We start from the raw sequence: 12707 nt of genomic DNA, 5'->3' as shown, positions 1-12707 counted from the left end.
CGCCCCCCGCCCGCGGCCCGGCGAGTAAGCGCCCCCCGCCCGCGGCCCGGCGAGTAAGCGCCCCCCGCCCGCGGCCCGGCGAGTAAGCGCCCCCCGCCCGCGGCCCGGCGAGTAAGCGCCCCCCGCTCGCGGCCAGGCGAGTAAGCGCCCGCGCTCGCGCTCGCGCCCGCGGCCCGGCGAGTAAGCGCCCGCACCCCCGTTTCTTACCCTTTCCCGGAGCGCGGCGGCGGACAGCCTGTCCGGCCTCCGTTACCCTACAAAACGTAGGGTCAGCGTACGAGGGTGTGCGGCGGGACCGCCCGCCCCGGCTGCCCGTTCCGTCCCCGCCCGCGCCGGTGCCACCGGCCCCGCTCCAAGGTGACGTGTCACCCATGCCCGCACAGCAGTCGCTTCTCATTCCCTCACAGCGCAGTTCCCGTGGTTCCGCGCGCCCTTCCCCCGGACCGCGGGTTCGGGCCCGGGCCGCCGCGGCCACCGTGTGGTACCTGCGGCTGCTCGCGGTGCTCAACATCGTGGCGGTTCTCTCGCTGCCGTTCCGCGAGGAGGTCCACGAACACAACGCCGGTCAGTTCTTCACGCCGTACCTGGCCACCGCCGGCCTGGTCTCGGCGGCGCTCGCGCTGTTCCTCGCCGTGGTGATGCGGCGCAGGAAACGCGCCGCCTGGGTGTTCAACCTGCTGCTCGCCGGCCCCCTCTTCGCGCTGTACGCCCTCGCCCTGACCCAGGACCCCTACCGCGACCACCTCTTCAACTGGCTCTCCGCCGGACTCACCGGCCTGTTCGTGGCCGCCCTGCTGATCGGCCGGCGCGAGTTCTACGCCATCGGGGACCGCTCCAACCCCAAGCTGGCCCTCGCCGTGGGCGTGGGCGGCATCCTGGTCAGCGGCACCCTCGGCACGCTGCTCGTCGACGCCACCAACAAGGTGCCCGGCGCCTCCCTGACCGACAAGATCGCCTACACCCTGCTGCGCGGCGTCAGCGTCGGCCCGCTCGCCGACCGCCTCGACGCCGTGCACGCGCCCCGCTGGGTGGACATCACCATCAACATCCTGATGGCGGCGACCTTCCTGCTCGTGCTGTACGCCTGCTTCCGCTCGCCCCGCGGCCGTGCCCTGCTCGGCGAGGAGGACGAGAAGCGCCTGCGGGAGCTGCTCGACCGGCACGGCGAGCGGGACTCCCTCGGCTACTTCGCGCTGCGTCGTGACAAGGCCGCCATCTTCTCCCCGACCGGCAAGGCCGCCATCACCTACCGCGTGGTCGGCGGCGTCAGTCTGGCCTCCGGCGACCCGATCGGCGACCCGGAGGCGTGGCCCGGCGCCATTGACGCCTGGCTCGCCGAGGCCCGCCGCCACGCCTGGGCGCCCGCCGTCATGGGCGCGAGCGAGGAGGCCGGCACGATCTACGCCCGGCACGGCCTGGACGCCCTGGAGCTGGGCGACGAGGCCATCGTGGAAGTCGCCGACTTCAGCCTCGAGGGGCGGGCCATGCGCGTCGTACGGCAGGCGCACAACCGCGTCCGCCGGGCCGGCTACACGGTGTGCATCCGCCGGCACGAGGACATTCCCGACGACGAGATGGCGCTGCTCGTCGACCGGGCCGACCAGTGGCGCGACGGCGCGACCGAGCGCGGCTTCTCCATGGCCCTCGGGCGGCTCGGCGATCCGGCCGACGGCCGCTGCGTGATGCTGGAGTGCCGGGACGCCGACGGGGTGCCGAGGGCGCTGCTGAGCTTCGTGCCCTGGGGTGAGCACGGGCTGTCGCTGGACCTGATGCGGCGCGACCGCGCCTGCGAGAACGGCCTGATGGAGTTCATGGTCGTCGAACTGCTGCTGCGCGCCGAGGAGTTCGGCGTGCGGCGGGTGTCGCTGAACTTCGCGATGTTCCGGTCGGTCTTCGAGCGCGGGGCGCGGCTCGGTGCGGGGCCGGTGCTGCGGCTGTGGCGCTCGGTGCTCACCTTCTTCTCCCGGTGGTGGCAGATCGAGTCCCTCTACCGCGCCAACGCCAAGTACCGGCCCGTCTGGGAGCCCCGCTTCCTGCTCTTCGCCAAGAGCAGCGACATCCCGCGCATCGGCATCGCCAGCGCCCGTGCCGAGGGCTTCCTCACGCCGCCCGCGCTGCCGTCCTTCACGCGACGCGGGCGGGCGTCCGCCCCGGAGGCCGACAAGGCGGTCGACTCCGCCCGCTGACGAGCGGACCGCTCACCTCGCCCCCTGCGGACGGGCCGCTCACCTCGGCCCCCTGCGGACGGGCGGACCGATCACCTCCCCCCTGCGGACGGGCCGCTCACCTCGGCCCCCTGCGGACGGGCGGACCGATCACCTCCCCCCTGCGGACGGGCGGGGCCGCCCACCTCCCCCCTGCGGACGGGCGGGGCCGCCCACCTCCCCCCTGCGGACGGGCGCGGCCGCTCACCACCCCCCTGCGGACGGGCGCGGCCGCTCACCACCACCTTGTCCTCCCTGCGAACGGGCAGGCCGCTCACCTCCTCCCTGTCCTCCCCGCGGACGGGCACGGCGGTCACTTCGTCCCCACCGTCCGCAGCACTGTCAGCACCAGCGTCCGCGCCACCTCCACCACCTCGCGCACGGAGACGTGCTCCCGCGCGCTGTGCGCCACCCGCACGTCCCCAGGCCCGAACTGCAGCGTCGGTATCCCGGCCGCGGTGTACAGCCTGAGGTCGCTGCCGTACGGGGCCCCGCGCTCCCGCAGCCGCGGGCCTCCGACGGCGTCGGCGTGCGCATCCCGTACCGCGTCCCGCAGCGAGTGCCCTTCCGGCAGCCGGCCGCTCGCGAACTGCCCGCCGGGCCAGCTCACGCTCGCCGGACGGTCGCGCAGCCACGGGTCGGCCGCGCAGGCCTCGGCCACGCACCGCTCCAGCTCGGCGCGCGCGTCCGCCGGGTCCTCCCCCAGCCGTACGCCCAACCGCCCCTCCGCGACCAGCAGATCCGGTACGCTGCTCGCCCAGTCGCCCGCGTGCAGGGTGCCGACCGACAGGGCGTACGGGATCGGATACTCGGCCATGAGCGGCGACGGGTCGGCGTTCCGGGCCGCCTCCAGCTCGGCCAGCGCCCGGTGCAGCGGCAGGTACGCGTCGATCGCGCTGACACCCGCGTCCCGCGAGCTGGCGTGCGCCGCCTTGCCGGGCACGGCGATGCGGAAGGTCAGGGCGCCCGCGTTGGCGGTGATCAGCGTGCCGGCGGTCGGCTCGGTGATGACGCAGGCGTCACCTCCGTACCCCCGCTGGAGGGTGCCGAAAGCGCCGAGTCCGCCGTCCTCCTCGCCGACCACGAAGTGCGCGGCGACCCGGCCGCGCAGCCGCACCCCGGCCGCGCGTATCGCCTCCAGCGCGGCGAGATGCGCGACCAGCCCGGCCTTCATGTCGCACGCCCCGCGCCCGTACACGACGTCGCCGGTCACCCGCGGTACGAACGGGTCACCGTCCCAGGCCGCGAGGTCCCCGGGCGGTACGACATCGACGTGGCCCTGGAGGATGAGCGTGGGCCCGTCGCCGCCGTCCTCCGAGGTGCCCACCAGGCCCCACGCCTCGTCGCGCGGCGTCTCCGCGCCGGGGAAGTCGGGGTGGGCGAACAGTGCCGGCAGGTCCATGGACCACAGGTCGACGTCGAGGCCGAGCCGCTCCAGCCGCCCGGCCAGATGGTGCTGGATCTCCGACTCGGCGGGGCTGCCGGTCACGCTGGGGATCGCGATCAGTTCCAGCAGCGTCCGGGCGACGCCCGCCTCGTCGATCTCCGCGAGGGCGGCGGCCTCCTCATCACTCGGCACGGGGTGGCTCCTTGTCGTCGGGGGCACGGAAGTGAGTCATCGGCAGGCGGTCCTGCCACCCAGATCATCGGGCCACCCCCGCCGCCCCGAACAGATGTCTGCGCATCCCGGCCCGCTCGTACGCCCCGACCGCGGGCGCGTTGTGGAAGTCCACCATCAGGGCGGCCCGTCCGTACTTGCCGTACGAGCGCGTTCACGACGAACCGGGACACGGCCGCTCCCAGCCCCCGGCCGCGGGCCCGCGGATGTGTGACGACCCCGGCCATGAACCCGCATCCGGCGCCGGACCAGGCGTCCGCGGCCACCGCGAGCAACCGGCCGCCCTCGGCCTCGTACGCGCCCGCCCACCGGCGCACCCCCGCCCGCCCCGGCTGCGCGTAGGAGTCGGGAAAGTACAGGTCGAAGAGCGCCCGCGCCTCCTTTTCGCCCCGCTCGTCCAGCCAGTCGACGGCCGCTGGGGGTTCGGGCGGGGTCACCGTCTCCATCCAGCAGAAGGACCGCGCGCCCGGCTCGAGCCCGTCGATACCCCGCACCAGGGCGTCGATCAGCCGCGCGTCACCGAAGGGCCGGTACGTCGGTCCGACCTGCCGCAGTACCTCGCGTACGAGGGGCAGGGCGTCCTGGGTTTCCCCCGCGACCGCGATCCGGTCCCGCCCGGACAGCGCGGGGCTCGCCACGGCCGTGGCCGACCCGTGCTGGAAGACGCGTACGCCCGGGCCCGGCCGGCCGTCGGCCCGGACCTGCGCGGCCCACACGAGGTGCCCCTCACCGGAACCCCCGCCGCGACCATCACGCCCCACAAGAGACCCCCACCGGGACCGCCGTGTCGCCCCTCAGATGCCTGTGCGTGACCCATTCGCCGTGCCCCCGCCGTCGTGATGACCCCCGTGATGACCGCGCTCCGCGCCCACCGTGAACCCGATCACGGACCCGCCCCCGTCCCGCCGGAACGCGAACGGTGCGCCCCCGTGGGCCATGGCCACTTCGCGCACGATGGACAGGCCGAGGCCGGAGCCGGGCAGGGAGCGGGCGTCGGCGGCGCGGTAGAAGCGGTCGAAGATGCGGATCAGGTCGCCCTCGGCGATGCCGGGCCCCCGGTCGAGGACCTCGACGCGGACCGTTCCGGGGCGGGCGGGGCCGGTGACGACGATCTCGATGGGCGCCTTGCCGTCCCGGTCGAACTTCGCCGCATTCTCCACCAGGTTGGAAAGGGCGCGCTGGAGCATGCCCGGGCGGCCCTCGGTCGTCGTGTCGCCGCTGGCGCGGACCACGATGTCGCGTCCGGTACGGCGCCGGGCGAGGCCCGCGACGTCCTCGGCGATGTCGGCGAGGTCGACCTGCTGCGGCGGCTCGGTGTCGGACTGGCCGGCCGCGAGGTCGACCAGCTCGTTGACCAGGTCGGTGAGCTCGCGGGCCTCCTGGGTGAGGTCGGCGACCAGTTCCTCGCGGGTGGCGGGCGGGAGTTCGTCGATGCGGCGCAGCAGGGAGATGTTGGTCCGCAGGGAGGTGAGTGGCGTACGGAGTTCGTGGCCCGCGTCCTGGACCAGGCGGCGCTGATCCTCCTCGGACTGGGCGAGGCGGCCCAGCATGCGGTCGAAGGAGCGGCCGAGGCGGCCCACCTCGTCGTAGCCGGTGACGGGCACCTCGATGCCCAGCTGCCGGGTGCGGGCGACGTCCTCGGCGGCGGAGGTGAGCATCACCAGCCGACGCGTGATGCGCCGCGCGAGCCACCAGCCGCACAGGCCCGCCGCGATCACCACGGCGCCCATCACGATCAGCGTCCGCTGCTGGAGCGCCCGCAGCAGGTCCTCGGTGTCGCTGAACTCCTGGGCGACCTGCACGGCGCCGCGCCCGTCGCCGAGCGCGACGGTCGCGATGCGGTACACGTCCTCGGAGACGACGACGTCCTTGTACTCGACGGTCTTCCCGGCCGTGTCGGCGGCCGCGACGGCCCGGTCCCGCGCGGTGACCGGCAGCTCGGGGCTGCCGTGGTCGACGATCTGGCCCCGGTCGCCGAGCACCTGGACGTCGGTGCGGCTGGGCCGGACGACCTCGTGCCCGGGGCGGGAGGAGGAGAAGTCGGCGGGCATCCGGTCGTAGCGCCGCACCTCGTCCTGCACGTCCTGCACGACCTGCGTGAACACCGACTGCTGGTCCACGCGCACCAGCCGGGCCGCGGCGTTGTAGGACAGGATGCCGACCAGGATGGTGACGACGGCGGTCACCACGGCGAACGACACCGCGAACGTGGTCCGCAGCGACGACAGCCGGGGCCGGGGTCGGGCCGGCAGCCGCGCGAGGCGGCTCACTCAGTCCTCCCGCAGCACGTAACCGACGCCGCGGACGGTGTGGATCAGCTGCGGCGCGTCCGGCTCGTCGAGCTTGCGGCGCAGGTAGCCGACGTAGACGGCGAGGTTCTTGGAGCCGGGGCCGAAGTCGTAGCCCCAGATGCGGTCGTAGATGGTGGAGTGGTCGAGGACGATGCCGGCGTTGCGGACCAGCAGCTCCAGCAGCTCGAACTCGGTGCGGGTCAGCTCCAGCTCCCGCTTGCCGCGCCACACGCGGCGGGCCTGGAGGTCCATGCGGATGCCGGCCGCCTCGATCTGCCGCTCCGGGGCCTGCGGCTCCTTCGTGGCCACCTCGCCGGAGTCGCCGTTGCCGCCCGCGTTGACGCCGACCGGGCTGGTGCGGCGCAGCAGGGCGCGCAGGCGGGCGAAGACCTCCTCGACGTCGAACGGCTTGACGACGTAGTCGTCGGCGCCGGCGTCCAGGCCGGCGACGCGGTCGGCGGTCTCCACGAGGGCGGTGAGCATGAGGATCGGGGTGCGGTCGCCCTCGGCGCGCAGGACCCGGCACACCTGCAGCCCGTCGATGCCCGGCATCATCACGTCCAGGACGAGGACGTCCGGCGGGTTCTTGTGGGCCTGCGCGAGCGCCTCGACGCCGTCGGCCACCGCCGTCACCTCGTAGCCCTCCAGGGTCAGGGCCCGCTCCAGGGCATGGCGGATGGCGCGGTCGTCTTCGGCGAGCAGCACAGTCTGAGGCACGCGTCCAGTTTGCCAAGGCCTCCGGCAGTGTGACCGGGGCGAGCGGGCCTACGATCACCCTTTTTACCGGGCTCTCACCGTCCCCCGGGCAACCGGGAGGGTCTGCCTACCGTCCTCTCACCGTCGGACGGCTGTCTGATGCCGGCCGGCGCTGAGAAGTCGCTGTCAGTGGGCGAACCCGGCGCGGTCACGCCCGCAGTGCAGCCAGCTGTTGTTCGAACGGCCAGAACACCTAGGTCGCTACAGCTTCCGTGCCTCCCAGCCCGCCAGTGGCAGGCTGCGCCCCCTGCGTGACCCGGCCGAAGCCGATGCGGACGAGCAGGAGGAGTGAGGCAGGCTGGTGGACGCCTTACAGCATCGGAGTCTGTGCTGAAGATGACGCGGCGGCATCCCCGGCTCAGGCCCGCATGCCGCCGTCTACCCGGAGGACCGTGCCGGTCACGTAGGAGGAGCGGTCGCTGAGGAGCCAGGCGGCGGCCTGGTCGATTTCGTCGGGGTCGGCCGCGCGGCGCAGCGGGGTCTGCGCGTTGAGTCGCTCGACGATACCGGGCGAATCCGCGTCCCAGGCACGGATCATCTCGGTCAGCGTGGTGCCGGGGGCGATGGCGTTGACGCGAATGCCTTCCGGGCCGTAGGTGACGGCGGCCGACTCGGTGAGGCTGTTGACCGCCCGCTTCATCGCACCGTAGGCGGGCAGCTCGGGGTTGCCCATCAGGCTGCCGACGCTGGAGTTTGACGATGGCCCCCGTCCCGGCGGTAGCCCGGATGGCGGCGACCTCGGCGACCATGGCCAGCCACGGGCCCTTGAGGTTCACGGCGTAGACGTAGTCGAAGTCGGCCTCCTGCACCTGGTCCATCGGGCCGGGCGGCACGATCGTCGCGCCGTTGTTGAAGGCGACGTCGAGCCGGCCATACAGGTCCACGGCGTGGTCGACGGCGGCGCGCACCCTGGCCGCGTCGGCCAGATCGCACACCAGGTAGTCCGCGATGCCGCCCGCTGCCCGGACCTCCTCAGTCACCGCCTTCAACTGGGCCTCCGTCCGGGCCGCGAGCAGCACCCGGGCGCCCTCCCGTGCGAACAGCCGCGCCGCTGCGGCGCCGATACCGCGACCGGCACCGGTGATGAAGGCGACCTTGCCGGCCAGCAGGCCCAGGGCTGCGGGGGTGGATGTGTCGGTGGTCGGTGTGTCGGTGGTCGGTGTGTTGTGCATGGCAGCGAGCCTGCGTCCGGCCATAGAGCCTATCCAGGCACCGGCGGTACCTGGATAGGCTCCGCAGCACCCGCGCACACTGGGGTGTGGACAGACGAGAACTGGCCGACTTCCTGCGCAGCAGGCGCGAGCGAATCACCCCTGCCGACGTGGGGCTGCCCGCCGGGCCGCGCCGCCGCACCCCACGGGCTGCGCCGCGAGGAGGCGGCGCAGCTGGCGTTCATCTCGACCGAGTACTACACGCGGCTGGAGCAGGCCCGTGGCCCGCGCCGTCGCGCGAGGTGCTGGCCGGGCTGGCCCGGGCCCTGCGCCTGTCGGACGCCGAGCGCGACCACCTCCACCACCTCGCCGGCGCACCGCCCTCCGCCCGGGCCCTCGCGCGAGGTGCGGCAGAGCATCCTCGACCTGCTGCACCGGCTGCCGCAGGCCGCCGCGATCGTGATGTCCGCGACGTATGAGGTGATCGCCTGGAATGATCTGGCGGCCGCCCTCATGGAGGACTTCTCCGCCCTGTCGCGGCGCGACCGCAACCTTGTGCGCCGTGTCTTCCTCGGGCCGCACCCGCAGGGGCGGCGGTTGTACGGGCTGTCGGACGCAGACGCGTTCGCCCGCACCTCGGCCCGGCACCTGCGCGCCACCGCCGCCCGTTACCCCGACGATCCCGAGGTGACCGAGCTGGTGGGTGAACTCCTCGCCGGAAGCGAGGAGTTCACGGGCCTCCCACGACGTGTGCGCCGAGCCCACCCTGTGCAAGACCCTCCAGCACCCGCTGGTCGGCCCGGTCAGCGTCAACTGCGACGTCCTCGACATCACCGACCGGGACCAGCGGGTCGTGATCTACACCGCCGCCCCCGGCTCACCGTCCGAGGAGGCGCTGCGGCTGTTGTCGGTCGTCGGCACGCAGCGCATGGATGTGACCCGCTGAGCCACGCCAGGCCGCATTCCAGCTGTACGTGTGTACGTGGCACATCGACCACCACCAGGGCTCGCTCGACCGGGAATTCCCCAGAACGGCAGCCGGGCGCGCCCGGCCGTAGCACGGGAGCGGTACGACGCCGAGAGCTGGGCGGGGTCGATGGCTGGCTCGGGCTCGGACTTGGGCCCCGGCTCGGGCCCCGGCCCCGGCTCCGGCTCGGGCCCCGGCTCGGGCCCCGGCCCCGGCTCCGGCTCCGGCTCGCGCTGCGGTGCGTGCCCGTGCCCGTGCCTCGGCAGCAGGAGCGGGGTCGTCAGGAGGAGCAGACCGGCGATCCCGATCGCCGTGCGGGGGCCGGCGAGGCCGGCCAGCAGGCCCCACAGGGCGGTCAGGGCCGCGATGGTGGCCTTGCCGGTGACCGACCACGAGGACAGGATGCGGGCGACCCGGTCCCCGGCGGTCTGCTCCAGCCGGTAGGTGGCGAACACCGGGTTGAACACGCCCATGCAGGTGATCAGCCCGAGCTCCACCGCCATCACGAGCACGAGTCCCCTCACGCCGGGGCGGACGAAGGCCAGCCCGACCGACCAGCAGGCACGCAGCGTCCCGGCGGTGAGCAGGACCCTGCGCTGCCCGAACCGGGCGACGAGTCGGCGGGCCAGCCGTGACCCGACCAGGCCGCCGACACAGGGCACGGCGAAGGCGAGGCCGTACTGCCAGGGCGCGAACCCGAGGCGGCCGAGCATCAGCACGGCGAGCAGCGGCGAGACCGCCATGATCAGGCCGTTGACCAGGACCGTGTTGAAGAACAGGGGGCGCAGGGCCGGGTGGGCCAGGATGAACCGCCACCCGTCGAGCAGGTCGTCGGCCCGCAGCCGCGCGGGCGCCCCGGTGCGCTCGGGGCGCGGCTCCGGCCCGCCGATCGCACGGATCCCCAGGGCCGACAGCAGGTAGCTGACCGCATCGGCCGCCACGGTCGCCACCGGGCCGAACAGCCCGATCGCGGCCCCGCCGGCCGGCGGACCGAGGACGGTCGCGGTCCAGGTCGTGGACTCGAACCTGCCGTTCGCGACCAGCAGGTCCTCGGGCCGGACGAGGGTCTTCAGGTAGGCGCCGCTCGCCGCGCCGAAGGCGATGTCGGCCGCGGCGACGACCACCGACACCACCAGCAGCTGGGCGAAGCCGAGCCGGCCGAGCGCGAACGCGGCGGGAACGCTCAGCAACGCGGCGCACCGGACCAGGTCCATCGCGACCATCACCGGCCGCTTGCGGCGGAACTCCACCCAGGGACCGAGCGGCACCGCCACCACCGCGCCCACCGCAAGCCCCGCGGCCGCCAGCGCCGACACCTGGGCCGACCCGGCGTGCAGCACCAGGACCGCGATCAGGGGGAAGGCGTCGAACGCCAGCCGCGACCCGAACGTACTGACCGCGTACGCCGCCCACAGCCACCCGAACCGCCGCCCCAGCACCCGCCGCGCCGCCAAGCCCGCACCTCCTCACCGCCCGCCCGGACCACCCGTTGCCGACCGGTGCCATCCAAGCGAGCAGCGGCCCCGCGGATCAAACAACCGCCCGGATGACCGAGCCACAACCGACGGTTGTGTGGTTAGGGTCGAACGACGTGGACCTCAATGCCGTGCGTACCTTCGTCGCCGTCGCGGACGCGGGACGGTTCCAGGACGCCGCCGCCGACCTGTCGATCACCCAGCAGGCCGTCTCCAAGCGCATCGCCGCGCTGGAGAAGGACCTCGGGGTGCGGCTGTTCACCCGGACCGCGCGCGGCGCCCGGCTCACCGTCGACGGGCAGGCGTTCCTGCCCCACGCCCGCGAACTGCTCGGGGCCGCGGAGCGGGCGGCCGCCTCCGTACGGCCCGGCCGGCGCGCGCTGCGCGTCGACGTCATCGGCCGGAAGCTCGCGCCGGCGGCCCTGCTGCGCGACTTCCACCGCGCCCACCCCGGCACCGAACTCGACGTCGTGACCCTCCACGACGCCGACGCGGCCGTAGCCGCCGTCCGCTCCGGCGCGATCGACGCGTCCTTCCGCGCCGTCACCATGCCCGGCCGGCAGCTCCCCGACGACGTCGAGGCCACCCCCGTCCTCGACGAGCCCCTCCAGCTCCTCACCGGACCGGGCCACGCCTTCGCCGACGCCCGCGCCGTCACGCCCGCCGAGCTCGTCGGGCACCGGATCTGGATGCCCGAGATCGTCCCCAACACCGAGTGGGCCGCCTACTACGCCGACCTCGCCGCCGCGTTCGGGCTGACCATCGACGTGGTCGGCCCCCACTTCGGCACCGAGCCCCTCCCGGACGTACTCGCCGACTCCCCGGCCCTGGCGACCTTCGTCGGCGAGCAGACCCGCGTCCTGTGGCCCGCCGACTACGACCTGCGACGCATCCCCCTGCACGACCCGACACCGGTCTACCCGCACTCCCTGCTCCGGCGCCGCGACAACCCCCACCCCGCGCTCACCGCGCTCCGCGACTACCTCGACTCCACCCACCGCGGCCGGCGCCGTGCCGGGGTCTGGGCACCCGCGTGGGCGCGGCGGTCCACCCCGCCGTGAGCCGCACCGGCCGGACCTGGCTCAGAAGCGGTACGTGTCCCCGGTGTCCAGCACGAGCACCCGCTGCTGGTGGTTGGCCCGGTTGCGGTCCGCCGCACCGTTCCACACCGTGTCGAGCTGCAGCGTCACCTCGGACGGCTTACCGCGCAGCCGCACGGAGAGCGCGATCCGCTCGCCCCACCCGTCCGCCGGCAGCGCCCCCGTCCGGCACACCACCGTCTGCGGCCCCGAGCGGGCGCACATGCCGGGCAGCGACTGCCGGTCCGCGAGCGGTACCGACCAGCTCAGCCGCACGGTCGCCTCCAAACCCGCCGAATGGCCGTGATGGAGCGCTGTGAACCGGACGTCCACGCGACCGGCGGCCATGGACGCCTCCCCGTGGTACGCCAGGTCGGGCTCCGGGCCGACCGCCCCGGCGCCCGGAGCCGACGCGACGACCGCCACGACCGCGGCGCCCCACACCGCGATAACCCGCACCTTGCCCATGCCACCACTCCGCACTGCCGCTCGGCCCACGTCCTAACGCATGTATCCCACCGGGGGCGGCCCGCAGGCGCCGTCCATCAGGTGACACCGGACCAGGTGACACCGGACGCGGGTGGCGCGCACTCTGCGTGCGAAGCTGCCCGCATGCTGATCCTCCGCTCCGCCGCGCTCTTCGTCGTCGCCGCGCTGTTCGAGATCGGCGGCGCCTGGCTGGTCTGGCAGGGCGTGCGCGAACACCGCGGCTGGCTGTGGGCAGTCGGCGGCGTCCTCGCGCTCGGCGCGTACGGCTTCGTCGCCACCTTCCAGCCGGACGCCCACTTCGGCCGCATCCTCGCCGCGTACGGCGGGATCTTCGTCGCCGGTTCGCTCCTGTGGGGCGTCGTCGCGGACGGCTACCGGCCCGACCGCTGGGACGTGACCGGCGCGCTGATCTGCCTCGCCGGAATGGCCGTGATCATGTGGGCGCCGAGGGGCGGCGGCTGACGGGTCGCGGGGCGGACGGCCCGGCCCGGCGGCCATCCCGTATCACGAGTGGTCATCCCGTATCACGAGTGGCCATCCCGTATCACGAGTGGCCATCCCGTATCACGACGGCCGTCCCCGTATCACGGCGGCCATCCCCGTATCACGGCCCGGAAGGCCCAATCGAACGCCCGCCCCCGTCACCTACCCTTGGCAGGATCGAACCGCCGCAGCCC

At 74.0% G+C, this 12707-nt stretch carries 8 protein-coding genes and 3 pseudogenes; 4 read left to right on the top strand and 7 right to left on the bottom strand.

Annotation, left to right across the window (positions count from 1 at the left end; all coding sequences use genetic code 11):
- Window positions 1–371 precede the first annotated feature (371 nt).
- Complete coding sequence (locus tag ABZV31_RS33575) at window positions 372–2186, top strand: phosphatidylglycerol lysyltransferase domain-containing protein (RefSeq protein ID WP_355900642.1); 1815 nt, start codon at window positions 372–374, stop codon at window positions 2184–2186.
- A 331-nt stretch (window positions 2187–2517) separates the two neighbouring features.
- On the opposite strand, the gene ABZV31_RS33570 is transcribed toward ABZV31_RS33575, so the two are convergent.
- The 5 genes and pseudogenes from ABZV31_RS33570 to ABZV31_RS33550 all read right to left on the bottom strand — a co-directional run bounded on the left by ABZV31_RS33570 (window position 2518) and on the right by ABZV31_RS33550 (window position 8041).
- On the bottom strand, window positions 2518–3783 hold the full coding sequence (locus ABZV31_RS33570) for an ArgE/DapE family deacylase (RefSeq protein ID WP_355900641.1): 1266 nt from the start codon (window positions 3781–3783) through the stop codon (window positions 2518–2520).
- A complete protein-coding gene (locus ABZV31_RS33565) occupies window positions 3708–4538 on the bottom strand; it encodes a GNAT family N-acetyltransferase (protein ID WP_355900640.1) in 831 nt (276 codons plus the stop codon). Before ABZV31_RS33565 ends, ABZV31_RS33570 begins: the two co-directional genes overlap by 76 nt.
- 78 nt (window positions 4539–4616) lie before the next feature.
- Window positions 4617–6092 carry a HAMP domain-containing sensor histidine kinase gene (locus ABZV31_RS33560; protein ID WP_355900639.1) on the bottom strand — a complete coding sequence of 492 codons (1476 nt, stop codon included), beginning with the start codon at window positions 6090–6092 and terminating at the stop codon, window positions 4617–4619.
- Entirely contained in the window at window positions 6093–6830 is a 738-nt protein-coding gene (locus tag ABZV31_RS33555; protein ID WP_355900638.1) for a response regulator transcription factor, read from the bottom strand.
- 397 nt (window positions 6831–7227) lie between these two features.
- Window positions 7228–8041 (bottom strand): annotated as a pseudogene (locus tag ABZV31_RS33550) (glucose 1-dehydrogenase).
- 86 nt (window positions 8042–8127) lie between these two features.
- Between ABZV31_RS33550 and ABZV31_RS33545 the strand changes: the two are divergent.
- Window positions 8128–8966: pseudogene (locus tag ABZV31_RS33545) on the top strand (helix-turn-helix transcriptional regulator).
- A gap of 260 nt (window positions 8967–9226) precedes the next feature.
- On the opposite strand, the pseudogene ABZV31_RS33540 reads toward ABZV31_RS33545, so the two are convergent.
- Window positions 9227–10441, bottom strand: a pseudogene (locus ABZV31_RS33540) (MFS transporter); the annotation flags it as partial.
- A gap of 137 nt (window positions 10442–10578) precedes the next feature.
- On the opposite strand from ABZV31_RS33540, the gene ABZV31_RS33535 reads away from it, so the two are divergent.
- On the top strand, window positions 10579–11523 hold the full coding sequence (locus tag ABZV31_RS33535; RefSeq protein WP_355900637.1) for a LysR family transcriptional regulator: 945 nt from the start codon (window positions 10579–10581) through the stop codon (window positions 11521–11523).
- 21 nt (window positions 11524–11544) lie between these two features.
- Here ABZV31_RS33535 and ABZV31_RS33530 read toward each other — a convergent pair whose 3' ends face one another.
- Window positions 11545–12009: a hypothetical protein gene (locus ABZV31_RS33530; RefSeq protein WP_355900636.1), complete on the bottom strand. Its 465-nt coding sequence runs from the start codon at window positions 12007–12009 to the stop codon at window positions 11545–11547.
- 144 nt (window positions 12010–12153) lie between these two features.
- Here ABZV31_RS33530 and ABZV31_RS33525 point away from each other — a divergent pair, with 144 nt between their 5' ends.
- Window positions 12154–12492 carry a YnfA family protein gene (locus ABZV31_RS33525; RefSeq protein ID WP_355900635.1) on the top strand — a complete coding sequence of 113 codons (339 nt, stop codon included), beginning with the start codon at window positions 12154–12156 and terminating at the stop codon, window positions 12490–12492.
- Window positions 12493–12707 lie beyond the last annotated feature (215 nt).

The organism is Streptomyces sp. NPDC005202, assembly GCF_040608235.1.
Classification (GTDB): Bacteria; Actinomycetota; Actinomycetes; order Streptomycetales; family Streptomycetaceae; genus Streptomyces.
The sequence above is the reverse complement of the archived record's forward strand: the minus strand, read 5'-3'. Positions and strand labels throughout refer to the sequence as shown.